A 24340-nucleotide genomic window follows, 5' to 3' on the forward strand; every position below is an offset into this window, starting at 1 on the left:
TCCCCGGCGCGCCCGCGGCGATGGTGCAGAGTGTCCTGATGACCGTCACCGGGGCGCCCGCGCCCGCCGACCTGCTCGTGCGGGCGGTGCAGGGGATGGCGCGTCCGCTCTTCGTGCTCGACGACGCCTGGCGGTTCAGCTACATCAACCCCTCCGGCGCCGCCCTGCTGGGCCGCACGGTCGCGGAGCTGGTCGGCCGGGTCGTGTGGGAGGAGTTCCCCGAGGCCCGGGGCGGCGACTTCGAGCGCCACTACCGGCACGTCGCCGAGACCGGCGAGCCCGCCGGGTTCGAGGCCTGGTTCGCCCCGCTCGGGGTGCTGTTCCAGGTCGACGCCTTCCGCACCGACGGCGGCCTGGTCGTCACCTACGACGACGTCACCGCGCGTCGGCGGGCCGAGCAGGCCCGCGAGGAGGCCGCCGCCGCCCGCGAGGTCGAGGCCGCGCACGCCGCCGAGGCCGCGGCCGAGGCGGCGCTGGCCGGCCGGCACCTGATGCTGCTGGGCGACATCAGCCAGGCGATGACCTCCACCCTGGACGTCGAGGAGGCGGTGCACCGCTTCGCCGACCGGGTGGTGCCCACCCTCGCCGACTGGTGCCTGGTCTCCGTGGTCGAGGACGGCGTGCGCCGCGACATCGGCCGCGCCCACAGCGACCCCGCCCGGCAGGCCGCCGTCGACCGCTACGCCGACCTGCGGGTGCGCACCAACCGGCCCAACGCCCCGGTGCCGACCTCGCTGTGCGACGGCACGCCCGTGGTCATCCAGCAGCTCACCGACGAGGTGATGACGACGATGGTCGGCGACGCGCGGGCGCTCGAGGCGGTCCGGGCGCTGCAGCCCAGCGCGGTCGCGGTGTACCCGCTCATCGCCCGCGAGGAGCTCTTCGGCGCGCTCACCCTGGTCAACGGCCCCGACCGCGGCCCGTTCACCGACCTGGAGCTGAGCACCGCCGCCGTCGCCTCCTTCCGCGCGGCGCTGGCGCTGGACAACGCCCGGCTGGCCGGTGCGCAGGTGCGGGTGGCCGAGCGGCTGCAGCGCAGCCTGCTGTCCGAGCCGGTGCAGCCCGACCAGTTGGAGATCGCCGTCCGCTACCGGCCGGCGACCAAGGGCATCGCCATCGGTGGCGACTGGTACGACGCCTTCCAGCAGCCCGACGGCGACACCGTGCTGGTCATCGGCGACGTGGTCGGCCACGACCTCGAGGCCGCCGCCACGATGGGCCAGCTGAAGACGACGGTCCGGGCGATCGCCTACGACCGGCAGGAGCGCCCCGCGCAGGTCCTCGGCCGCGCCGACCGGGCCGTCGCCGGGCTGGGCGTCGCGACGCTGGCCACCGCGCTGGTCGGCCGGGTCGGGTCCGCCGCCGACCGGGCGGGCGGGCGCCGGCTGCGCTGGGCCACCGCGGGCCACCCCGTGCCGATGCTGCTGCAGCCCGACGGCACGGTCGTCGAGCTCGACGCGCCCGTCGGCCCGCCGCTGGGCACCGACTGGCCGGGGGAGCGCGCCGACGGCGTCGTCGACCTGCTGCCGGGGTCGACGCTGCTGCTGTTCACCGACGGGCTGTTCGAGCGCCGCACCGAGGACCTGGACACCGGGCGGGCCCGGCTGCGGGCCGCCGTCGCCGCGCTGGCCGGGGAGCCGCTGCCGGACCTGTGCGACGGCCTGCTCGCCGAGCTGCTCGCCCAGGGCGCGGAGGACGACGTGGCGCTGCTGGCCGTCCGCGTGCACCCCGGAGGGCGCTGACCGGCGCTCAGTCGGTGCGCGCCGCGGCCTCCCGGACGGCGGCGGCGACCGCCGCGACGCCCTGCGGGCTCCACAGCAGCGAGTCGTGGTCGGTGTCGGGCACCTCGCGGGCGGTGATCCGCGCCGCCGCCAGGCCCATGTCGGCCAGCCGACCCTCGTCGTAGAGGCCGGGCTTGCCGCCGTCCATGCCGCGCGTCGCCCACAGCAGGGTCGCGGGCACGGGCAGGTCGGCGGTGGCCTCCAGCACCGCCTCGTTGCGCAGCATGTCCGCGCCGTCGGCGCGCACCGCCTCGGGGGAGACGGCGCTGCGCAGCTGCGGTCCCGTGCCGGTCAGGTCGCGGGCCAGGAAGGCCGCCACGTCGGGGTCGTCGACCCACGGGCCGACCGTCGGGTGGTCGGCCCAGAACGACAGCACCGCGGCCTCGTCGGGGAACGTGGCGCCCAGCCGGTCCAGGGTCGGGCCCAGGAAGGCGGCCAGCATCGTGTCGGTGTCCGCGGCCGGCGGCACGGGGAAGGGCAGCCCGCCGTCGACGAGCACCAGACCGTGCACCAGGCCGCGGGCGGCCCCGGCGGCGGCCAGGGTGGCGACGAAGCCGCCCATCGAGTGGCCGACCAGCACGGTGACGTCGGCACCGGCGTCGTCGTCGGCCCCGAAGGCCTCCAGCAGTGCGGTGACGTCGGCGGCGTGCACGCCCAGGCCGTAGGGGGAGGGGAGGCCGGCGCTCAGGCCCCGCCCGCGCAGGTCCGGGGCGACGACCTGGCAGCCACCGGCCAGCGCGGACGCCACCGGCGCCCAGACCATGGCGTTGCTGGTGATGCCGTGCACCAGCACGACCAGCGGTGCGGCCGGCGCGTCGGCCGCCCAGTACAGCGCCGCGAGGTCACCGCCCTCCACCGGGACGGTGATCTCCTCGGGCAGGCGCACGTCGGCGGGGGTGCTCACGCCGCCACCCTGCTCCGGTCCGGCGCTGGTTGCACGTGGAACACCGCTAGGCGAGGTGGATCGTGAAGGCCACCAGGAAGCCCAGCGAGGTGATCAGCCCGGTCCAGCTGCGGGTCGTCTCGAACGCCTCGGGGATCATCGTGTCGGCGATCATCGTCAGGATCGCGCCGGCGGCGACCGCGGTGATCACGGCGATGACCTCCGGTGGCGCATCGCCGAGGGCGACGTAGCCCAGCAGGGCCGCGAGCCCGCTCAGCACGGCGATCGCCGTCCAGACCCCGAACACGTACCGCGCCGACCGGCCGCTGCGCTTCATCCCGGCCGCGCTGGACAGCCCCTCGGGGACGTTGGAGATGAACACCGCGGCCAGCACCGGCAGGCTCACCGTCCCGCCCGCGAGCAGCCCCACGCCCAGGACGACGGACTCGGGGACGCCGTCGAGCAGCGCGCCGACCGCGATCGCCGCACCGCTGCCCTGCTGCTCGTCCTCCGAGGGCTGCTGACCGCCCGACCGCTTGCGGTGCCGGGCCCCGCGCCGGGCCAGCAGCGCGTTCGCCCCCAGGTAGGCCACCGCACCGCCCAGGAAGCCCAGTGCGGTCGGGACCAGCCCGCCGGTGTCGGCCGCCTCGGCCATCAGGTCGAAGGCGACCGCCGAGATGAGCACGCCCGACCCGAAGGCCATCACGCCGGCCACGACCCCGTCGGGCACCCGCACCAGCCAGGCGATCAGCGCGCCGATGACCAGCGCGGCCCCGCCGAGCAGCCCCCAGAGACCGGCCTCCAACCAGATCGGCACGTCGTCCTCCCCGCCCGTCCCCCGGGCGGGTCCGTCGGCGCAGCCGCCGGTACCCGGCCGCCCGGGTGGTCAGTCGCCGAGCGCCCGCTGCCTGCGTCACACGTCGTCCGTACGCGTTGCCCGTGCCGCAGCGCGTGCACCGCGCACGGAACGCGTCCTTCGTCAGTCGGTGGCGTGGCTGAGCAGGTAGCGGCCGAAGTGCGGGACGGTGAAGGCGATCTGGCCGCGCTCGGCGGAGTAGACCAGGCCCTTCTTGATCAGCGAGTCGCGGGCGGGGGAGAGGGAGGCGGGCTTGCGGCCCAGGGTGACCGCGACGTCCGACGTCCCGACCGCGGCGCCCGTGGGGCCGCCCAGCTCGGCCATGGCGTGCATGTACTCCCGCTCGGCGGGGGTGGCGCGGTCGTAGCGGGAGCCGAAGAAGCCCACTGCGAGCTCGGCCTCGGCGGCCGGGGCGCCCATCGCGACGTCGGCCGCGGTGATGGGGGAGGAGGCGGCGACGTCCCAGGTGACCTTGCCGTAGGCCTGCACGAAGTAGGGATAGCCGTCGGCGGCGTCGTAGAGGGCGTCCAGCGCGGCGGGTTCGAAGGTGACGTCCTCCCGCTCGGCAGGGGCCAGCAGCGCGCGGTCGGCGGCGTCCCGGTCGAGCCGGTCGATCCGCAGGTAGCGGAAGAGCCGCTCCGAGTAGCTCTTGGAGGCCGACAGCACCGCGGGCAGGTGGGGCAGCCCGGCGCCGACGACGATCAGCGGGGCGCCCTGCTGGCTCAGCTCGTGGCAGGCGGCGCAGATGGCGGAGACCTCATCGGTCTGCACGTCCTGCATCTCGTCGATGAACAGCGCCACGCCCTTGCCCACGTCGGCGGCGATCCCGGCCACGTCGCTCAGCAGCTCGACCAGGTCGATCTCCATGTCGCCGGAGTCGGCCCGGCCGGTGGTGGCCGGCACGTCGATGCCCGGTTGCCAGCGGTCGCGCACCTTGGCGTCCGCGGGCGCCTGCCGCTGGGCGAAGGCCTTGAGGGTGCCCAGCACGGCGTCGGTGGACTCCTGGTCGGGGTGTCGGAGCTCGCGCAGGGCCATGTGCAGCGCGGCCGACAGCGGACGGCGCAGCGACTGCTCGGGCCGGGCCTCGATCTTGCCGGTGCCCCAGCCGCGGGTGATGGCCGCCGAGCGCAGTTGGTTGAGCAGCACGGTCTTGCCCACCCCGCGCAGCCCGGTGAGCACGAGCGAGCGCTCCGGCCGGCCGCGGGCGATGCGCTCCAGGACGACGTCGAAGGCCGACAGCTCGGTGTCCCGGCCGGCCAGCTCGGGTGGGCGCTGTCCGGCGCCGGGGGCGTACGGGTTCCGGACGGGGTCCATGTCGAGGAGGCTATGCCGTCCTCTTGCCCTGGAGCTAGACAGGCGTAGACCAGGGCATCGACGACGGTCTCGACCGCCGTCTCAGGCTCTCTAGCTCTCCTGCTAGAGAGCGCCAGACGCCGTCAGAGGGCGGCGCGACCGTCGCCGTGCTCGTGTCCCGACCCTAGCACCGATCTCGAACACGTGTTCGAACTCAGGCCGTCGCCCGGCGTCGCCGGACCTGCCACCAGCGCGCGAGCCCCAGCCCGACCAGCGTCACCGAGAGCGGCACCAGGGCCAGCAGCAGCCCGCCGCCGTCCCCCGCAGAGCCGACGGTCGCGCCGAGGAGGACGTAGGCGATGGTGCCCGGTGCCATCCCGACCGTCGACCCGAGCAGGTAGGCGCCCAGCGGGATGCCGGACAGGCCGCTGGCGTAGCTGACCAGCGTGAAGGGCGTGACCGGCAGCAGCCGCCCGACCAGGACGGCGACGGCGCCCCGGCGGGTGAGCAGGGCGTCGGCCCGGGCCAGCCGCGGCCCGGCCAGCCGCGTCACCGTCTCCCGGCCCAGCCAGCGGGCGAGACCGAAGCCGGCCAGGGCGGCCAGCACGCCGCTGCCCAGCGACAGGGCGAGGCCGCCCCAGAACCCGGCGAGCACCCCGGCCAGCACCGAGAGCGCGGTGCGGGGCACCGGTGCCAGCGGGGCGAGGGAGAACGCGGCGAGCAGCAGCACCCAGCCCGACGGGCCGCGCCGGTCCAGCCAGCCGCGCACCGTCGCCACGTCCGGGACGTCGACGAGGACGGCCACCACGATGCCGGCGGTCAGCAGGCACAGCAGGGCCGCGGCCCGCAGCACCGCACCCCGGGGGAGCCGCCGTCCGGCCGGGACTGCGGGGACGGGAGCCACCCGGCCAGTGTCGCAAGTGTCGTGGAGGCCGCACCGGCATCGGCGGGTGTGCGCCCAGCGGGCTCGTCGCCGTCCGCAGTGCCCGGTACGCGCACGCTCGCCGGGCCGGGACGTGCGCAGCGCCCCGCCGGGGGCTGGGCCCGACGGGGCGCGCGATGGCCGGTCCGTCAGCCGCCTCTCGGCGAGTGGTCGCTCGCGGCGACGCTGGGGTGGGGCCCGGGGGTCTGTCCGGACCGGCACCCCGTACAAGCAGGTGGGAGCGGGAGTTGTTCCCGTCAGCGGTACGGCGTGAGGGCGCGCAGCAGCTCGGTCCCCCCGATCGGCAGCAGCTCCAGCCGCCGTGCGGAGCCCAGGCCGCCCTCCTGTCCGACCCCCACCCGGTCGGGGGACCGACCGCGACGCGCGAGGACGCCGGACGGCGGCCCCAGCGACCGCCGGGCGCTAGCGTGCGCGCCGTGAACACGATCGGGAAGTTCGCCCTGCGGGTCGTCGTGCTGGCCGTGATCATCTTCGCGGTCACCCGGCTGGTCGACGGCATCGACGTCCTCGGCAACGACCAGGCCACCCTCGGCAGCGCCGGCACCTACCTGTGGGTCGCGCTGCTGTTCGCCGTCGTCAACTCGATCGTCGGCCCGGTGGTCCGGCTGCTCGCGCTGCCGTTCGTCATGGCGACCCTCGGCCTCTTCCTGCTGGTCGTCAACGCCGCGCTGCTCGGCCTCACCGCGGCCCTGTCCGACCGGTTCAGCGTCGACGGCTTCGTGGCCGCGCTGCTGGGCGGCTTCCTCATCGCCGTCTTCAGCTGGATCGCCGAGCTGCTGCTGCCGCTGAAGGTCCGCGGCTGACGCCTGGGACCCGGCGCGGCACGCCGATGTGCGTGCAGCGCGGCGGGGTGGCGGCTAGCGTCGGTGAGCATGGCTGGCCTGGGTACGGAGTCCGATCGGTCCGCTGCTCCTGACCTCCTGCCCTCGCCGTCGATGACCGCCGACGGCCCGGTCGACATGGCCTCCCTGGAGGCCGCCCAGCACGCCAAGCGCCGGCTGCTGGACCTGGCCGCGGCCGCGGCGGGCGGGCTGCTCGCCGAGGAGCCCGACGACGTCCCCGGGATCGGGCCGGCGGACGCCGCGACCCTGGTGCACCGCTTCTACGCCGGCGAGCCCGCCGCCGAGGTCGTCGGTCACGACCCGGCCGACCTCGCCGTGCTGGCCGTCGACCACCTCCGGCTGGCCGCCGCCCGACCGGTCGGCATGCCGCTGCTCGACGTCCACCGCACCGCCGGGGGGCCCGCCGTGCTGCGGGTGGTCGTCGACGACATGCCGTTCCTGGTCGACTCCGTCACCGCCGAGGTGGTGCGCCAGGGCATCGCGCCCGAGCACGTCGTCCACCCGGTCGTGGTCGTGCGCCGCGACGCCGCCGGCCGGCTGCTCGCCTTCTGCGACAGCGCGGACGCCGGGGCCTGCGGCGCCGACGCGCTCGCCGAGTCCTGGATGGCCGTGGTGCTGTCGGGCCAGGTCGACGAGGAGTCGGCCACCGACCTGCTCGCCGGGCTGGCCACGGTGCTGGCCGACGTCCGGCGCAGCCACCTGGACGCCGCGGCCCTGATCGCCCGCACCCGCGAGGTCGCCGACGTCCTCGAGGGGCTGCCGCCCGCCGGGGACGCCGCCCACTCCGCCGCGCACCCGGCCGACGACCCGGTCGAGGCCGCAGCGCTGCTGCGCTGGCTGACCGAGGGCAACTTCCTGTTCCTCGGCGCGCGCACCGTCCAGCTGGGCGGCGGCGCGGACGGGCCGACCGCCACCGTGGTCCCCGGCTCCGAGCTCGGCGTGCTGCGCAGCTCGCCGGAGCGGGCCACCTCCGTCGCCCCGGCCGCGCTCGCCTCCCCCGAGGCCATGACGCGCCGGGTGCTGGTGACGAAGGGCGACGCCCGCTCGACCGTGCAGCGCCCGGCCTGGCTGGACCTGGTCGTGGTCGACCTGCCCGGGGAGACCGGGCACCCCGCGCGCCTGCTGCTCGTCGGGCTCTTCCCGACCGAGGCCCACCACAGCAGCGTGCGCGACGTCCCGCTCGTGCGGCGCACCGCGGCGGCGGTGCTGGTGCGCTCCGGGGTGCCCGCGGACAGCCACTCGGGCAAGGAGCTGCTCGACGTCCTGGAGACCTACCCCCGCGACGAGCTGCTGCAGGTCGACACCGAGGAGCTGCTGCCGGTCGCGCTGGCCGTGCTGCACCTGCGGGAGCGCCGGCAGACCCGGCTGTTCCTGCGCCGGGACCCCTTCGGCCGGTTCTTCTCCGCGCTGGTCTACCTGCCCCGCGACCGGTACACCACGCAGGTGCGGCTGACCATGCAGCGGCTGCTGCTGGAGACCCTGGGCGGCACGAACGTCGAGTTCACGGTGCGGTCGAGCGAGTCGGTGCTGTCCCGGCTGCACTTCGTCGTCCGGGTGCCGGTCCGCCGGCACAGCTCCCCGACCCTGCCCGAGGTCGACGTCCCGGCCCTGGAGGCGGCGCTGTCGGCGGCCGCCCGCAGCTGGACCGACGACCTCGCCGACGCCCTCGCCGCCCGGTACGGCGAGGACGCTCCCCGGCTGCTCGCCCGGGTCGCCGACGCCTTCCCCGCCGCCTACCAGGAGGACTTCCCCGCCCGGGCCGCCGTCGAGGACCTCGCCCGGCTGGACCGGCTCCCCGTCGGCGGGACCGACCTGCGGCTGTGGGCACCCGCCGACGCCGCCGACGGCGACCGCCGACTGACCGTCTACCGGGTGGGCGAGCGGCTGCTGCTGTCCGACGTGCTGCCGGTGCTGCAGCACATGGGCGTCGACGTGGTCGACGAGCGGCCCTACGAGATCGACCGCATCGGTGCCCCGATGGCCTGGGTCTACGACTTCGGCCTGGCCGCACCGACCTCGACCGTGCCCCTCGCCGGCACGCTGCCCGAGCGGTTCACCGAGGCCATCGCCGCGGTCTGGTCCGCCCGGGCTGAGGACGACGGCCTCAACGCCCTGGTGCTGCTGGCCGGGCTGACCTGGCGGCAGGTGGCGGTGCTGCGCGCCTACGTGCAGTGGCTGCGCCAGGGCGGGCTCCCGTTCGGCGCGGCCTACGTCGAGCAGGTGCTGGCCACCCACCCCGGCGTCGTCGCCCGGCTGGTGGCGCTGTTCGAGACCCGCTTCCACCCCGACCTCGCCGCCGGCCGCGAGGTGCGCACCGCCGCCCTGGTCGACTCCCTCACCCAGGCGATCGGCCAGGTCGAGAGCCTGGACGCCGACCGGGTGCTCACCGCCCTGCTGTCGGCGGTGCAGGCGACCCTGCGGACGACGGCGTTCACCGCCGAGGTGCTCGCCGGGACCGCCCCGCTGGCCCTCAAGCTCGACCCGCACGCGCTGCCCGACCTGCCCGAGCCGCGGCCGGCCCGCGAGGTGTGGGTCAGCTCGCCGCGGGTGGTGGGCGTGCACCTGCGCTTCGGCGCCGTCGCCCGCGGTGGGCTGCGCTGGAGCGACCGCCGCGAGGACCTGCGCACCGAGGTGCTCGGCCTGGTCAAGGCGCAGACGGTGAAGAACACCGTGATCGTGCCGACCGGGGCCAAGGGCGGCTTCGTCGTCCTGCGCGGTCCCGGTGAGGGGGCCGACCGCGACGCGGTGCTGGCCGAGGGGAAGGCCTGCTACCGGCTGTTCATCGGCGCGCTGCTGTCGCTGACCGACAACCTGGTCGAGGGCCGGGTCGCACCGCCCGAGCGGGTGGTCCGGCACGACGGCGACGACACCTACCTGGTGGTCGCCGCCGACAAGGGGACGGCGACCTTCTCCGACCTGGCCAACTCCGTGGCGCTGGAGCGCGGCTTCTGGCTGGGCGACGCCTTCGCCTCCGGCGGCTCGGTCGGCTACGACCACAAGGCGATGGGCATCACCGCCCGCGGTGCCTGGGAGTCGGTCACCCGGCACTTCCGTGAGCTCGGCGTCGACGTGCAGAGCCAGGAGGTCACCGTCGTCGGCATCGGCGACATGTCCGGCGACGTCTTCGGCAACGGGATGCTGCTGAGCGAGCACCTGCAGTTGGTGGCCGCCTTCGACCACCGGCACGTGTTCGTCGACCCCACGCCCGACCCGGCGGCCTCCTTCGCCGAGCGGCGGCGGCTGTTCGGCCTGCCCCGCTCCTCGTGGGCCGACTACGACAGCTCGTTGATCAGCGCGGGCGGTGGGGTCTGGCCCCGGACCGCGAAGTCGGTGCCGGTGTCCGGGCCGATGCGCGCCGCGCTGGGCCTGGACGACGACGTGACGGCGCTCAGCCCCGCGGAGCTGGTGCGCGCGGTGCTGCTGGCCCCGGTCGACCTGCTGTTCAACGGCGGGATCGGCACCTACGTCAAGGCCGGCACCGAGAGCGCGCTGGACGTGGGCGACAAGGCCAACGACGCCGTCCGGGTCGACGGTGCGCAGCTGCGGGTCCGGGTGGTCGGCGAGGGCGGCAACCTGGGGCTGACCCAGCGCGGCCGGATCGAGTACGCGCTGGCCGGGGGCCGGGTGAACAACGACGCCATCGACAACTCCGCCGGCGTCGACACCTCCGACCACGAGGTCAACATCAAGATCGCCCTGAACCGGGTGACCGACGAGGGCCGGCTGGACCCGGTCGGGCGGGCCCGGCTGCTGGGCGAGATGACCGACGAGGTCGCCGTCGGCGTGCTCGGCGACAACTACGCGCAGAACGCCACGCTCGCCGGGGAGTCGGCCGCGGCCCGCGGGCTGCTCGACGCCCACCAGCGGTACCTGCGCGCGCTGGAGCGCTCGGGACGGCTGGACCGGGCGGTGGAGGCGTTGCCGGACGACCGGGCGCTGGCCGAGCGCCGCCGGGACGGGCAGGGGCTGAGCAACCCCGAGCTCGCGGTGCTGCTCGCCTACGCCAAGATCGAGGTCACCGACGCGGTGCTGCACTCCGGGCTGCCCGACGACCCGGCGCTGGAGCACCTGCTCGTCGACTACTTCCCCGAGCCGCTGCGCCGCCGCTTCCCCACCGCGCTGACCAGCCACCCGCTGCGCCGGGAGATCGTCACCACCGCGCTGACCAACCGGACGGTCAACACCGCCGGGGTGACCGGGCTGTTCCGGCTGGCCGAGGAGACCGGTGCCCCGCTGTCGGCGGTGGTGCGGGCGCACGCGGTGGCCCGGGCGGTGTTCGACGTCGACCGGTTGTGGGACTCCCCCCGCGACCTGGACAACCGGGTGCCGGCCGCCGTCCAGGTGCAGCTGCGCCTGGAGGCGACCCGGCTGGCCGAGCGGGCCACCCGCTGGCTGCTGCGGGTGCCGGAGCTGACCGCGGAGCCCGCGGCCAGTCTGGCCGCGGTGACCGAGCGGTTCGCCGCCCCGGTGGCCGAGGTGTGCGCGGGGCTGTCGGGCTGGCTGCTGGGCGCCGACGCCGAGGCCCACGCCGAGCGGGCCGCCGGGCTGCGCGCGGCCGGGGTGCCGCCGGAGCTGGCCGCCGAGGTCGCGGTCGCCCCGCTGCTGCCCACGGCCCTGGACCTGGCCGTGGTCGTGGAGGACACCGGCGCCCCGATCGCGCTGGCCGCGCAGGTGTCGCAGTGCCTGGCCGAGCTGCTGGGCCTGGTGCCGCTGCGCGAGCTGGTCATCGCCCTCCCCCGCGACCGGCGCTGGCCCTCGATGGCCCGGGCGAGCCTGCGCGACGACCTGGCCGCGGAGCAGGCGGCGCTGACCGCCGACGTCCTGGCGCTGCGCGAGTCCCACCCCGGCGACGACGAGGAGGCCGTCGCGGTCGACCTGGTGCAGCGCTGGGCGGACGCCTGGGACGTCACCCAGCAGCGCTCGGCCGCCCAGCTGGCCGAGGTGGCCGGCGGGGACCGGCACGAGCTGGCCGAGCTGGTCGTCGCCGTCCGCACGTTGCGCGGCCTCCGCCGCCGGCGCTGAGGGTCACCAGCGCACCTGCGTGAGGTCGGTGAGCCGGACCCAGCCCGCCGGGACGCCGGGCTCCTCGGCGGCCTGACCGGCCACGGCCGGCAGCCGGTCGACGGCGGCGAGCTGGTCGAGGTCCAGGCCGGTGAGCGCGGCGACGTCGGCGACCGGGACCTGGAAGGTGCGGAACGCGCCCAGCGGCGGCGGCTCGCCGACCGCTCGGGACAGGGTGCCGACCAGAGCGGTCTGGTCGAGGACGTAGCCGGTGGCCGCGAGCCCGCCGTCGTCGACGAAGGCGGCGACCTTCACGAACCGCAGCGGGAGCTGGACGCCGCGGTAGACGGGGTCGTCGGGGTCGAGCACCGGCGCGGTGACCACGACCAGCCGCCGCTGGTACGTGGCCGCATGGGTGAGCAGGTGCTGCTCCAGCCCCAGCCACAGCTCCTCGCCCTGGTTGAAGGCGGCGGCCTGCGGAGCGGCGTTCGTGTAGTGGAAGGTGTCCTCGTTGCCCTGCCGTGCCTCCGCCGCGGTGCCCCAGACGGCGTCGGTCCGGCGCACCAGGTGCCCGCGGTCGAGGTCGTTGCGGGCGTAGACCTGCGGGCCGGTCTGCTGCCCGGCCGGCAAGCGCGGGTCCAGCCGCCACTCGATCCCCTCCCGGGACACGTCGCGCAACAGGGCGCCGTCGACGCCCACCGCGGTCACCGCGGCCAGCCGCCGGTCGGGGCGCATCCGCAGGCTGAAGTGCGTGTAGTCCAGCCGCACGGTCGCCGGGCCCGCGCGCAGCTCCGGCAGCGGGACCGGGACGCCGAGCAGCAGCTCGTCGAGGCCGGTGCGGTCGGCGAGGTCGCCGGGTGAGGTCATGCGGCCATCGTGGCGGCGAGGTACGACACGCACGACCCGACGCATGACCCGCCGATGGGTAGGGCACAACCGGGCGATGAAGACCGTCGTGATCGCCGTCCTCGGCGGCCTGCTCACCCTCGCCGGCATCGGGCTGCTCATCCTGCCCGGGCCCGGGTTCATCGTGATCTTCGCCGGGCTGGCGGTGCTGGCCACCCGCTTCCAGTGGGCGAAGAAGCCGCTGGACTACGCCCAGGAGAAGGCCGAGCAGGGCATCGAGGAGGTCGGCAAGAGCCCGCTGCGGGCCGCCGGCGCCGTGCTGGCCGCGCTCGTGCTGATCGTGATCGGCGTGCTCACCATCGCCGGCGTCGACATCCCGTTCCTCAACGCCTTCACCGCCGTCATCCTCATCCTGTCCGGCCTGTTCCTGGTGGTCACCGTCTTCCTCGCCCGCCGGCAGGAGAAGCTCGAGGAGGCCCGGGCACACCTGCCGGCCGCCACGCCGGGCCGCGGCGGGGCCTACCGCGCCGCCGGCACCGAGCGGGACTGACCTCCGCTCAGCGGGTCACCGCGGCCGCCGGGACCACCAGGGTCAGCTCGGTCCCGCGGTCGTGTTCCACGTGCAACCCCGCCCGGCGCAGCAGCGCCCGCAGCCGGACGACGGAGTCCGGCTCGCCGGTCGTGGTCGCCAGCAGCCGGGCCAGCCGGCCCTTGTGCGCCTTGTTGAAGTGGCTGACCACGGCCCGGGTGCCGTCGGGCCGTTCGCTGAGCACCTGCACCGTCACCGCACCCGGCACCGGCGCCAGGTCGGCGTAGGCGCCCGAGCGCAGGTCCACGACCAGCTCGTCGGTGCCGGCCAGCACGTCGGTGAGCACCGGCTTCCACAGCGCGCGCAAGGTGGGCAGCCCGGGCAGGGCGCTGCCGGCCGAGAGCCGGTAGGCCGGGACGGCGTCCTCGGCGCGCACCACGCCGAACAACGCCGAGCCCACCGCCAGCCGGCGGGCGGCCCGGGCCCGCTGCGCCCGGGTGAGCGACCGGACGTCGAGGGCGTCGTAGAGGACGCCGGTGTACCGCTCGATCGCCGGCATCGTCGGGCTGGTGCGCAGGACGGCGTTGCGCGCCACCTCGTCGTCCTGCGCCGCGGACAGGCCGAGCGCCGCCCGGGCGGCCGGTACGTCGGCGGCCAGGTCCACGACCGCCCCGACCAGCTGCTCGCGCACCGGGGTCAGCTCCGGCGCGGTGAGCGCGGCGAGGTCCAGCGGGGCGCCGTCCCCGCCGGGGTGCTTGGTCTCCGAGGGGGGCAGCAGCACGAGCACGGGGACCGACGGTACGTGCCCGCTCCAGGTGGTGTGCGAGGGTCCGGTGGGGGCCGCGGGCCCTCCTGCGGCGCTGCTCGTGGGCGTCGCCGGGGTCGGTGATCTACCGTTCGTCGATCCCTGCGTGCAGCGTGCGCGCAGGTCGGGCGTGGACGAGGAGGTGGGGCGGTGCTCGTGCTGGACAGCGCGGCCGTCTCCACCCGGGGTCCGCGGCCGGACAACCAGGACTCCGCCATCGCCGGGCCGCTGCTGATCGCCATCGCCGACGGCGTCGGCGGCAACGTCGGTGGGGCCGTCGCGTCCTCGCTGGTGGCCAACTGGCTGGCCCCGCTGGCCACCGGCAGCACCGGCGACGGCGCCGACGACCCGCTGCGGATCGTGGCCAGCGCGAACGAGCGGATCCGGGCGGCCTACACCGAGCGCCCGCGGCTGCGCACGATGGCCACCACCATGACCGCGCTGCTCGTGGACGCGCAGGGGCTGGCGTTGCTGCACATCGGCGACTCCCGCGGCTACCTGCTCTCTGACGGACGGCTGCAGCAGGTCAGCACCGATCACACGCTGGTGCAGGCGCTGATCGACGCCGGCTCGCTCACCCCGGCCGAGGCGAAGGTCCACCCCCAGCGCTCCGCGGTCTACGCCGCCCTGCACGGCGCCTATGACGACGTGGCCGCCGTCGACGTCCTCCGGCTCGACGCCCGCCCCGGCGACCGGGTGATGGTCTGCTCCGACGGGCTCTCCGACGTCGTCCCGCCCGAGGTGCTGTGCGACCTGCTCGACGCCGGCGGCACCCCGGCCGAGACCGCCGCGCGGCTGCGGGACGCCGCGCTGGCCGGGCCACCGACGGACAACATCACCGTGGTCGTCGCCGACGTGCGCGAGGCGCCCGCGACCGGCGGTCCGGTCCGGGTCAACACCGTCGGTGCGGCCACCGAGCTGCGCGAGGAGACCGCGGAGGCCCTGGAGGCCGCCTGGCCCGGGCCGGTGCCGGTCGGCCTCGTGCAGCACCGCCCGAGGTGACCGCAGCCGCCGACCCCCAGCGGCTGGCAGCGGTCCACGCGACCGAACTGCTCGACGCCGAGTCCACGGTGTCCTTCGACCGGCTGACTGCGCTCGCGCGCCGGCTCACCGGGGCGCCGATCGTGCTGCTGACGATCGTCGACGACGCGCGCTCCTACTGGCTCAGCCGGCACGGCCTCCCCGAGGGAGCGCCGGTGCAGGGCTCCCTGGAGGACTCGTTCTGCCAGCACGTGCTGGGCGGCGACGCGCTCCTGCTGCCCGACGTCCGGCTGGACGACCGGACCCGGCTCAACCCCGCCATCGACGACATGCACGTGCGGGCCTGGGCCGGGCACCCGATCCGCACCCCCGACGGGCACGTGCTGGGCAGCTTCTGCCTCATCGACACCGAGGTGCACGACTGGACGGCGGCCGACGCCGAGCTGCTGGCCGACCTGGCCGCCATCGCCTCCCGGGAGGTGGAGCTGCGGGCGACGACCCTGGAGGCCGAGCAGGCCGGGGCGCTGGCGCGGGCGGAGGCCGACCGGGCGGCCGTCCTGGCCCGGATCGGCGAGCTGCTCACCGCGGGCCTGGACCCCGACGGCGTCTGGCAGGCGATCACCGCACTGGCCGTGCCCGACCTGGGCGACCTCGCCTACGTGTGCACCGTGGAGCGCGACGGCGGGCTGCTGCCGGTCGCCGCCCGGCACACCGACCCGGCTCAGCTGGCGTTCCTCCAGGAGTGGGTCGGCTCGGTCGGCCGCCGGGTCGGGGAGGCCGTCGGTCCCGGGCACGTGGCCTCCACCGGCCGCGCCGAGCTGGTCGACGCCAGCGACCCCGGCCTGACGACCGCCCAGCGGGAGGCCGTCGACCGGCTGGGGATCGCCAGCTCGCTGGTGGTGCCGCTGCGCAGCCGGGGCCGGGTGGCCGCGGTGCTCACCCTCGCCCGGACCCAGGGGTCACCGCCCTACAGCGACACCGACCGTGACCTGGTCACCGCGCTGGCCGAACGCGCCGCCCTGGTGGTGGAGAACGCGCGCGTGCACGCCCGGGAGCGCACCGTGTCGGAGACGATGCAGCGGGCGCTGTTGCCCGCGCTGCTGCCCCAGCCCGACGACCTGCGCCTGGCCTCCCGCTACCGCCCCGCCGGCCTCGCCCAGCTGGTGGGCGGCGACTGGTACGACGCGTTCGTCGACGCCACCGGCGCGACCAGCCTGGTGATCGGCGACGTCGCCGGCCACGACGTCGACGCCGCCTCCACGATGGGCCAGCTGCGGACCATGCTGCGGATGGCCGGTCACGACGGCACGCGCTCCCCCGCCGGCGTCCTCAGCACCGTCGACGCCGCCTGCGAGACCCTGGGCCAGACGGTCTTCGCCACCGCCCTGGTGGCCCGGATCACCGAGGGTCGCCACGTCGTCCGCTGGTCCTCCGCGGGGCACCCGCCACCGTTGCTGCTGCACCCCGACGGGACCGTGGACGTGCTCACCGACCCGGTCGGGCTGCCGCTGGGCGTGCTGCCCGACCGGGAGCGCCCCGAGCACGAGACGACGCTGCCGCCCGGCACGACGCTGCTGCTCTACACCGACGGGCTGATCGAGCAGGACGGTGCCGCCGAGGGGGAGCGCGACCTGGACCGCGGGCTCACCGCGCTGGTCGCCGTGCTGGCCCGCGCCGCGGTGCTCGGGCTGGACGTCGAGGGCCTGTGCGACCGGGTCGTCGAGGAACTGCTGCCCGCGGCCGGGGCGGCGGACGACGTCGCGCTCATCGCCATCCGCGCCCGGGCCGAGGACTGACCGCTCAGGTCCAGTAGAGGACGCGGGCCTCGGGCAGCTTCTCCGCCAGCGCGCCGGTGAACCAGCTGCGCAGCTCGGTCATCACGTCCTTGGGGTAGACGTGCTTGACCGCGCCGAACTTGCCGCGCTTGGTGGTCCGGAGGTCCTCGTCCATCTCCAGCTTGGTGCGCGGGTACCAGTCGGTGAGCGTCGCCTTGCTGTTCGGCGTGAACCGGTGGGTGATGCACTCGACGGTGAGGTCGGTGCCCGCGGGCAGGGCGGCGGCGACGTCGTCGAGCAGCTGCCCGTACTCCTCGCGCCAGCCCTCGACCGGCATGATCGGCGCGATGGTCAGGCCCACCGGGTAGCCGGCGGCGGCCACGGCCGACAGCGCCGCGATCCGGGCGGGCACCTTGGCGGTCGCGCCCTCGAAGCGCCGGTCGACGGAGGCGGCGTTGAGCGAGAAACGCAGCCGGGTGCGGCCGTTGTGCGGGAGGTCGAGCAGCCCGGCGACGTCGTCGAACTTGGTGGTCGCCCGCAGCTGCACGGGGCCCGGCCAGTCGTGGGTGCCGAAGAACGCCACCGCGGTGGCCAGCCCGCCGGTGAGGTGCTCCAGCGCCAGCGGGTCGGTGTAGCAGGAGGCCTCGAACGTCGTCCCCTCCATGCCGCGCTCGGCGGTGCCGGAGGTGATCACACCGTGGCCGACGTAGCCGTCGAGGTCGGCCAGCGCCTCGTCGAGGTCGGCCCAGACACGGGTGATCGGCGGGCCGGTCAGCGAGCCGGCGAGGTAGCAGTACTGGCAGTGCGCCGGGCACCCCTCGGCCAGGTCGAACCGCCAGTCCGCGGACGGCGGGATCGGCTGCAGCTTGCGCTTGGACGCCGGCGGGACGACCACGGCCAGGGTCTGCTTGGCCGCCATGAACGCCGCGCGGTCGCCGTCACCGCGCAGGTTGGGCAGCCGATCGCCGGTGAGCAGCTCGATGTCCGACACCCCGGCGGCCTCGAGGCGGTCGATGATGCGCCGGCCGTGCGGGCGCTCGGCGGCGGAACGGGTCACCAGGACGCGTGAGGGCGTCCACAGGCGGGTGGGTGCAGGTGCGAGCGGGGCGTCAACGGCGGCGGCGGGCGGGGCGGCGAGCGCGGTGGTCATCGCCTGTTCCAACGGCTGGACCAGCCCACTCCTTCCGTCACGCGGCGCGTCGTCGCACCCCGTCCCGGTAGGCGACCAGGGCCCAGACGGCGTGCTGCAGGTCCATCCGCTCGCCGTCGGAGGGCAGCGCCCGGGGCAGTCGGACGTCGGCCGGCAGGAGGTCGTGCAGCGGGTCGTCGGCGGTCCCGCGGGACCGCAGCTGGTGCACCTCGGCCCCGGGACTGCTGTCCGAGCTGCCGGCCAGGTCGGGGAACGGGCCCCAGGGGTGGTGTCCGTCAGGTGCCACGGCCACCAGCCGGCCACCGCGGCGACCCACCGCCAGGTCGTGCTCGTGGACCAGTCCGTGGTCGACGTCGCACAGCAGCACCAGGTTCGACACGTCGGTGCGGCCGCCGTGCAGCCAGTGCCGCAGGTGGTGGGCGTGCAGCCGCTCGATGCGGGTCTCCTCGCACCCCGGCCGGGCGCACCCGCCGTCCCGGACCATCAGCGCCCGGCGCTGGGCGGCGGTGGCGTACCGGCGGGCCCTCCCCTGGGCCAGCACCTCCCCGCCGTCGGTGACGACCGCCGTGACCGCCGCGTCGCAGGCCAGCCGACGGGCCTGGGCCGGGCTCAGCGCCGCACCGCCCTCCAGGTGCGCCCGTCCGGCGGCCTCGTCGTCGGCCAGGACCGCGGCGTCCACCACGACGACCACCTCGCGGCGCGGCGGATCACCGGCCCGCCGGTCGGCGTCCGCCGCGGCTGCGGCCAGCCGGGTGAGTGCCCGGCAGCGCCGCTCCGTGAGCACCGGGAGCGGGACGACGTCCGGGCTGCCGTCCGTGCACTCCCCGTCGGTGGGCTCGGTCGTCGTGGCATCGGAGGTCGTGGTGTCGCAGGTCGTGGGGTCGGAGATCGCGTCGTCGGGGGTTGGCCGGCGGCGGGCGGCACGGTCGCGGCGGGCGTCCCGCTCGGCCAGGGACTCGATCGCGGCCAGCAGTTCGGCGCCGTGCTCGGCCTCCATGCGCACCTGGATGGAGACCATGCCGTCGTCGTCGGTCCACCAGGAGAAGCGGCGACAGTCGGCGACCCGGCCGGCCGTGACGTCGTCGGCCCGGCGCCAGGCGCGCACCGTCCGTTCCACCTGGGAGGCGGTGGCGTGCCGGGCGAACTCGACCAGTTCGGCCTCCGTGCCGGGTTCGGCGACGCGGGTGAGGGCCCGCACCTTCGAGTAGGAGAGCTCGCCACCGGCGAAGGCGGCCGCGGTCACCGGCAGCCGGCGCAGGGCCCGGGCGACCCGGACGTGCTGCCGCGCGGTGCCCGGCGTGAGCCCGCACCGCCAGGCCAGCCAGTGCGCGCACGAGGTCACCCCGATGCCCTGCCAGCCCTCCCGCTCGTCGAACTCCGCCACCAGGGCCAGCCAGGCGGCCGTCGCCGCGGCCAGCCGCACGGCGCCGGTGAGGATCTGGTCGGCGAGCTCGTCCAACGGCACGGGCGGAGCCGTTGCGGAGGCCGCGACGGGCCGGGTGCCGGCAGCAGGGACGGTGGACGGGGCGGGCGCCGAATCGAACACGTGTTCGACGCTAGCGGTGTCCGCTGACAGTTCCGGCAGGTCAGCCCGCAGGTGGGGGACCGGTGGCGGTTCCGCGGAACCGCCGCCGGGGTGTCGGCCGGGTCGGACGGGCGGCCGGGGTGGGGTCAGTCGGCCAGTTCGACGACGACCGGAGCGTGGTCGCTGGCGCCCTTGCCCTTGCGCTCCTCGCGGTCGATCCGGGCGTCGGACACCCGGCGGGCCAGCGCGGGGGAGCCCAGCACGAAGTCGATCCGCATGCCCTCGCGGCGCGGGAAGCGCAGCTGCGTGTAGTCCCAGTACGTGTAGACGCCGGGCCCGGGCGTGTGCGGCCGGACGACGTCGGCGAACCCGGCCTCGACCATCGCGGCGAACGCGGCCCGCTCGGGCGGGGACACGTGGGTGGAGTTGGCGAAGACGGCCATGTCCCACACGTCGTCGTCCTGCGGGGCGATGTTCCAGTCACCGACCAGGGCGACCTGGGCCTCGGCGTCCTCGGTCAGCCAGCCGGCGGCGTCGACCCGCAGCGCCTCCAGCCACGCGAGCTTGTAGTCCAGGTGCGGGTCGGTGAGCGAGCGGCCGTTGGGCACGTAGAGGCTCCACACCCGCACCCCGCCGCAGGTCGCGCCGATCGCGCGGGCCTCGGCGACCGGCTCGGCGTCGTCCTTGGCCCACGAGGGCATCCCCGGGAAGCCGACCTGGACGTCGGTCAACCCCACGCGGGAGAGCAGGGCGACGCCGTTCCACTGCGAGTGGCCGACGTGGGCCACCTCGTATCCGAGGGCCTCGAAGCGCTCGGTGGGGAACTGCTCGTCCTTGCACTTGGTCTCCTGCAGCGCCAGGACGTCGACGTCGCTGCGCTGCAGCCACGCCTCCACCCGGTCGGCTCGGCTGCGGATGGAGTTGACGTTCCAGGTCGCGAGGCGCACGGCTCCCGAGCCTAGGCGGAGTGGGTCCGTGCGGCTCGGGCCGACGGACGCACTCCGCCTACGCCTGGGCGAGCGGGGTGATCTCGGTGTCGGAGCGGGCCTGCATGCGGGCGCGCATGCGGTCGCGGCTCTCGACGAACTTCGTCGCCTGTGCGTCGAGGCCGGTCATGAACTGGGCGAGCTCCTCGCGGGCCTGCTCGCCGGCCGGGCCCAGGTTGGTGCGCTCGAACACCTTCCAGGCGCGCAGCACCGGGGAGATGACCTCGTCGTGGTGCAGTCGCAGGTCGTAGATGCCGGCCTTGGCGATCAGCACCGAGTTCTTGCGAAACCCGGCCATCGAGGCGCCGGGCATCTCGAAGCGCATGACCTCGTCGGCGACCGCGCGCATCGTCTCGTCCGGGGCGATGTGGAACGCCGCGGAGACGATGTTGCGGTAGAAGACCATGTGCAGGTTCTCGTCCTTGGCGATCCGGGCGAGCAGCCGGTCGGCGATCGGGTCACCGGTCGCCTTGCCGGTGTTGCGGTGGCTGACCCGAGTCGCGAGCTCCTGGAAGGAGACGTAGGCGACGGCCTCCAGCGCGGTCTTGTCGCCGGAGTCGTAGCCCGAGGTCATGTAGTCCATCCGGGCCCGCTCGAGCTCGACGGGGTCGACGCCGCGGGTGACCACCAGGTAGTCGCGCAGCGCGATGCCGTGCCGGTTCTCCTCCGCCGTCCAGCGGCCGACCCAGGTGCCCCAGGCGCCGTCCCGGCCGAAGCGGGTGGCGATCTCCCGGTGGTAGCTGGGGAGGTTGTCCTCGGTGAGCAGGTTGGTGAACATGGCCGCCTTGGCGGTCTCGTCCAGCTTCGACTGCTCCGGCGCCCAGTCCTCACCACCCAGGAAGGCGAAGTCGCGGCCCTGGGACCACGGGACGTAGTCGTGCGGGTGCCACTCCTGCGCGAGCCCGATGTGCCGGTCGAGGTTCTCCTCCACCACCGACTCCAGCTCGATCAGCAGTGCTGCCTCGGTCGGCGTCTTCGACACGGTGGCCTCCTCGGGAACGCCTGTGGACCTCGTAACGTACGTGACCCGGGCAACGGCGGCTCGGTACGGGACGTTCCGGCGCGCTCGACACGCCGTGGCCGATACCACCTCCTGTGGGGGAGTTGTGGGAGGTCAGGCTGGTGGCGCGCGGCGGGATCGGTGCGATCATGGTCAGATGACCGACTCCCCGGCGCGCGTGATCGTCGCGTGAGCGAGGAGACCCCCTCGCCCCGGCGGTCCCGGCACGGCACCGACCCCTCCGACCTCCCGGACCGCACCGGCAGCTCGCTGTACGTCGACCCCGATCGCGCCCCGCACGCGCACCGCCGGTCCGCCCGGCGGGCCTCCGGTTTCGGCTCGGCCCTGCTGCTCACCATCGCCGGCGCCGTCGTCCCGGGGACGACGTTCCTGGCCACCGGCCGCCGCAAGGTCGGCGCCGTCCTGCTCGCCCTGTTCCTGCTGCTCGTCGCCGGCGGGGTCCTCCTGGCCACCTACGCCCAGCGGGACGTCGTCCGGCTGGCCGTCGACTCGACCGCGCTGCGCTGGATCATCGCCGGGATCGTCGTCCTGGCGTTGGGCTGGCTGGCCGTCGTCGTCACCGGGTACCTCGCGGTGCGGCCGCGGCGGCTGCGCCCCTGGCAGCGGGGCGTGGGCACCGGCGTCGTGGCGCTCCTGTGCGCGGCCGTCGTCGTCCCGGCCGCGTGGGGCGTGCAGCTGGCCACCGCCCAGCGCGACCTCGTCGACAGCGTCTTCGACGACGGCGACAGCGCCACGGTCACCCAGCCCGTCGACCGGTCGAACGCCTTCGGCGGCCAGGACGAGGTCAACATCCTGCTGCTGGGCGGCGACGGCGGCGAGGGGCGCGAGGGCGTGCGCACCGACACGGTGATCGTGGCCAACGTGCAGGTCGACACCGGTGCGACGACGCTGTTCAGCCTGCCGCGCAACCTCGAGGAACTCCCCTTCCCCGCGTCCAGCCCGCTCGCGGCGGTCTACCCCGACGGGTTCGACGCCGGCAGCGAGGCCGAGAGCCTGCTCAACGCCGTCTACCGCAACGGCCCTGCCCAGCACCCCGACGTCCTCGGCCCCACGGACGACGCCGGCGCGGACTTCCTCAAGCTCGGCGTCGGTGAGGCCCTGGGCCTGAAGATCGACTACTACGTGCTGGTCAACCTCGACGGGTTCAGCCGGCTGGTCGACGCCCTGGGCGGGCTGCGCCTGAACGTGAACTACTACGTGCCGGTCAACGGCGACACGGCCACCGGCGCCCTCCCCGACCGGTACATCGCCCCCGGCCCCGACCAGCTGATGGGCGGCGTGGAGGCGCTGGACTTCGCCCGCGGGCGGTACGGCCTGTCGGACTACCTGCGGATGGACCGCCAGCGGTGCGTGCTGCAGGCCATCGTCGACGCCGCCGACCCGGTGACGCTGCTGTCCCGGTACCAGGAGCTGGCCCGCACCACCCAGGACATCGTCAGCTCCGACGTCCCCTCCGACGTCCTCGGCGACGTCGTGGACCTGGCGTTCCAGGTCAAGGAGGCCGGGATCCGCAGCGTCGTCTTCGACGACACGGTGATCAACCCGGCCTACCCCGACTACGCCCGGATCCGGGCGCTGGTCCAGGAGGCGCTGCGTCCCGTGCCGACCGGTGGTGCCGACACCACCACCCCGGCCCCGGTCACGTCGGCGGCCCCGGCACCGGCCACGCCCAGCGCACCGCCGGCGGCCACCCCGTCGCCGGGGGGCAACGGCGGCGTCGCCTCCGAGGTCACCGACGCCTGCGCCTACGACCCGGTGCAGGCCGCCGCGGCCCTGGCCGCCGGCGAGCCGCCGAACCGGAGCCGCTGACGCCCGTCCGCCGGCGTCCGGACGGTCAGGCCCCGGCGAGCTGGATCAGGTTGCCGCAGGTGTCGTCGAGGACGGCGACGGTCATCGGCCCCATGGACAGCGGCGGCTGGGTGAAGACGACGCCGGCCGCGGTCAGCCGCTCGTGCTCGGCGCGGACGTCGTCCACGGCGAAGGCGGTGAACGGGATGCCGTCGGCGACCAGCGCCTGCTTGAACGCCCGGGCCGCGGGGTGCGCGTCGGGCTCGAGGACCAGCTCCACGCCGTCGGGGCCCTGCGCCGAGACGACGGTGAGCCAGCGGTGCTCCCCCACCGCGACGTCGTTCTTGACGACGAAGCCGAGCGTGTCGGTGTAGAACCGCAGCGCCTTCTCCTGGTCGTCGACGAAGACGCTGGTCATGGCGATCCTCATGGGGCTCCTGTCGGGTCGGGTGGGCGCACCGGGGCGGCGGCACGGTCGCCCCATCCTGGCCGACGGGGCCCTCGTTAGGGTCGGGGCATGACCTCACCGGACCCCCGCAGCCGGCGCGAACGGCTGGTCGCCCTCTTCGTGCTGGGCGTCGCCGTCGTCCTGGTGCTCTCCACGCCCACCTGGTTCGGCAGCGACCGCGCCGGGGTGGGCATCGCCCAGCTGGGGGTGGGCGTGGTCCTCGCCGGGGTGGGCGCCTTCCTGCTGCGCCGGGCCCGCCCGCGCTGACCCGGCCCCGGACACGCCACCGCCCGGGCACCGAGAGGTGTCCGGGCGGTGGCGTGCTGGTCCGGGGTGGTGGCCCCGGGCGGGGTCAGCGCAGCGAGGCGTCCCGCCCGCGCTCGACGGTGACGGTGTTGACCGGACCGAAGGCGATGATCGCGCCCACGACGGCGGTCACGACGTGCAGGATGTTGTCCGCCCAGTTCAGGTTCAGGAAGTCCCAGTCCTGACCCACGGCGAACAGGCCGTAGACGAACGCGGCGCCGTAGCCGACCAGGAGCAGCAGGCCGTAGGTCCGCGCGCCCTTCAGGGTGCGGGACAGGGCGATCCCGGCCAGGCCGATGAGGATGTGGACCACGTTGTGCGCCGGGTTGATCATGAACCCGAGCAGCGTGTCGCCCTCGTGGGCCATGTCCATGCCGTTGTGGTTGCCGAAGAAGTCGCTGAAGCCGGTGATGAAGAAGCCGATGACGCCGATCAGCGTGTAGATCACGCCGAACGCGAGGGACAGCTGCTGCGGCCAGGTCATCCCGCGGGAGCCGGCGCCGGGCAGGTCTGCAGTGGACATGGGTCCTCCAAGATGTGAGAGCCCACTGGGGCTGGGTGGGCCGTCACTGTGGGTTCCC

General features: G+C 75.3%; 20 protein-coding genes. 8 read left to right on the forward strand and 12 right to left on the reverse strand.

Annotated features, from left to right (window positions below; all coding sequences use genetic code 11):
- Window positions 1–38 precede the first annotated feature (38 nt).
- Window positions 39–1742, forward strand: coding sequence for a SpoIIE family protein phosphatase (locus O2W14_RS01415; RefSeq protein WP_269174302.1), 1704 nt, complete (start codon window positions 39–41; stop codon window positions 1740–1742).
- A gap of 7 nt (window positions 1743–1749) precedes the next feature.
- Here the strand turns inward: O2W14_RS01415 and O2W14_RS01420 are convergent, their stop codons facing one another.
- From O2W14_RS01420 to O2W14_RS01435, 4 genes are all read right to left on the reverse strand, one after another.
- Entirely contained in the window at window positions 1750–2685 is a 936-nt protein-coding gene (locus tag O2W14_RS01420) for an alpha/beta fold hydrolase (protein WP_269174303.1), read from the reverse strand.
- 46 nt (window positions 2686–2731) lie between these two features.
- Window positions 2732–3481, reverse strand: a complete 750-nt coding sequence (locus O2W14_RS01425; RefSeq protein WP_269174304.1) for a ZIP family metal transporter — start codon at window positions 3479–3481, stop codon at window positions 2732–2734.
- A gap of 162 nt (window positions 3482–3643) precedes the next feature.
- A complete protein-coding gene (locus O2W14_RS01430) occupies window positions 3644–4834 on the reverse strand; it encodes an ATP-binding protein (protein WP_269174305.1) in 1191 nt (396 codons plus the stop codon).
- A 193-nt stretch (window positions 4835–5027) separates the two neighbouring features.
- Window positions 5028–5717, reverse strand: coding sequence for a TVP38/TMEM64 family protein (locus tag O2W14_RS01435; protein ID WP_269174306.1), 690 nt, complete (start codon window positions 5715–5717; stop codon window positions 5028–5030).
- Window positions 5718–6172: 455 nt separating this feature from the next.
- Between O2W14_RS01435 and O2W14_RS01440 the strand changes: the two genes are divergently transcribed.
- Both O2W14_RS01440 and O2W14_RS01445 read left to right on the forward strand, forming a co-directional pair.
- On the forward strand, window positions 6173–6559 hold the full coding sequence (locus tag O2W14_RS01440; protein WP_269174307.1) for a phage holin family protein: 387 nt from the start codon (window positions 6173–6175) through the stop codon (window positions 6557–6559).
- A 132-nt stretch (window positions 6560–6691) separates the two neighbouring features.
- Window positions 6692–11620, forward strand: a complete 4929-nt coding sequence (locus O2W14_RS01445) for an NAD-glutamate dehydrogenase (protein ID WP_269174308.1) — start codon at window positions 6692–6694, stop codon at window positions 11618–11620.
- A 3-nt stretch (window positions 11621–11623) separates the two neighbouring features.
- On the opposite strand, the gene O2W14_RS01450 is transcribed toward O2W14_RS01445, so the two are convergent.
- The gene (locus O2W14_RS01450; protein ID WP_269174309.1) at window positions 11624–12466 is read right to left on the reverse strand and encodes a DNA/RNA non-specific endonuclease; all 843 of its coding nucleotides are present in this window, start codon (window positions 12464–12466) and stop codon (window positions 11624–11626) included.
- 76 nt (window positions 12467–12542) lie between these two features.
- Here O2W14_RS01450 and O2W14_RS01455 point away from each other — a divergent pair, with 76 nt between their 5' ends.
- Complete coding sequence (locus O2W14_RS01455) at window positions 12543–12995, forward strand: PGPGW domain-containing protein (RefSeq protein ID WP_269174310.1); 453 nt, start codon at window positions 12543–12545, stop codon at window positions 12993–12995.
- A 7-nt stretch (window positions 12996–13002) separates the two neighbouring features.
- Here the strand turns inward: O2W14_RS01455 and yaaA are convergent, their stop codons facing one another.
- A complete protein-coding gene (gene yaaA / locus O2W14_RS01460) occupies window positions 13003–13761 on the reverse strand; it encodes a peroxide stress protein YaaA (RefSeq protein ID WP_269174311.1) in 759 nt (252 codons plus the stop codon).
- A 168-nt stretch (window positions 13762–13929) separates the two neighbouring features.
- Between yaaA and O2W14_RS01465 the strand changes: the two genes are divergently transcribed.
- Both O2W14_RS01465 and O2W14_RS01470 read left to right on the forward strand, forming a co-directional pair.
- A complete protein-coding gene (locus O2W14_RS01465; RefSeq protein ID WP_269174312.1) occupies window positions 13930–14781 on the forward strand; it encodes a PP2C family protein-serine/threonine phosphatase in 852 nt (283 codons plus the stop codon).
- Window positions 14778–16556, forward strand: a complete 1779-nt coding sequence (locus O2W14_RS01470) for a GAF domain-containing SpoIIE family protein phosphatase (protein WP_269174313.1) — start codon at window positions 14778–14780, stop codon at window positions 16554–16556. The genes O2W14_RS01465 and O2W14_RS01470 overlap by 4 nt, the downstream gene beginning before the upstream one ends.
- Window positions 16557–16560: 4 nt before the next feature.
- Here the strand turns inward: O2W14_RS01470 and O2W14_RS01475 are convergent, their stop codons facing one another.
- From O2W14_RS01475 to O2W14_RS01490, 4 genes are all read right to left on the reverse strand, one after another.
- Window positions 16561–17685 carry an SPL family radical SAM protein gene (locus O2W14_RS01475; RefSeq protein WP_269174314.1) on the reverse strand — a complete coding sequence of 375 codons (1125 nt, stop codon included), beginning with the start codon at window positions 17683–17685 and terminating at the stop codon, window positions 16561–16563.
- 37 nt (window positions 17686–17722) lie between these two features.
- Complete coding sequence (locus O2W14_RS01480) at window positions 17723–19150, reverse strand: HNH endonuclease signature motif containing protein (protein WP_269174315.1); 1428 nt, start codon at window positions 19148–19150, stop codon at window positions 17723–17725.
- Window positions 19151–19356: 206 nt separating this feature from the next.
- Window positions 19357–20157, reverse strand: coding sequence for an exodeoxyribonuclease III (locus O2W14_RS01485; protein ID WP_269174316.1), 801 nt, complete (start codon window positions 20155–20157; stop codon window positions 19357–19359).
- Window positions 20158–20215: 58 nt separating this feature from the next.
- Window positions 20216–21178 (reverse strand): acyl-ACP desaturase, encoded by a 963-nt coding sequence (locus tag O2W14_RS01490; protein ID WP_269174317.1) that lies wholly within the window; start codon window positions 21176–21178, stop codon window positions 20216–20218.
- 207 nt (window positions 21179–21385) lie between these two features.
- Here O2W14_RS01490 and O2W14_RS01495 point away from each other — a divergent pair, with 207 nt between their 5' ends.
- Window positions 21386–23026, forward strand: a complete 1641-nt coding sequence (locus tag O2W14_RS01495) for an LCP family protein (protein ID WP_269174318.1) — start codon at window positions 21386–21388, stop codon at window positions 23024–23026.
- 25 nt (window positions 23027–23051) lie between these two features.
- On the opposite strand, the gene O2W14_RS01500 is transcribed toward O2W14_RS01495, so the two are convergent.
- Window positions 23052–23435: a VOC family protein gene (locus O2W14_RS01500; RefSeq protein WP_269174319.1), complete on the reverse strand. Its 384-nt coding sequence runs from the start codon at window positions 23433–23435 to the stop codon at window positions 23052–23054.
- Window positions 23436–23522: 87 nt separating this feature from the next.
- Here O2W14_RS01500 and O2W14_RS01505 point away from each other — a divergent pair, with 87 nt between their 5' ends.
- A complete protein-coding gene (locus O2W14_RS01505; RefSeq protein ID WP_269174320.1) occupies window positions 23523–23720 on the forward strand; it encodes a hypothetical protein in 198 nt (65 codons plus the stop codon).
- Between the two features lie 85 nt (window positions 23721–23805).
- Here the strand turns inward: O2W14_RS01505 and O2W14_RS01510 are convergent, their stop codons facing one another.
- Window positions 23806–24282 carry a DUF4383 domain-containing protein gene (locus O2W14_RS01510; protein ID WP_269174321.1) on the reverse strand — a complete coding sequence of 159 codons (477 nt, stop codon included), beginning with the start codon at window positions 24280–24282 and terminating at the stop codon, window positions 23806–23808.
- Window positions 24283–24340 lie beyond the last annotated feature (58 nt).

The sequence above is a fragment of the Modestobacter sp. VKM Ac-2986 genome (assembly GCF_026967795.1).
Classification (GTDB): Bacteria; Actinomycetota; Actinomycetes; order Mycobacteriales; family Geodermatophilaceae; genus Modestobacter.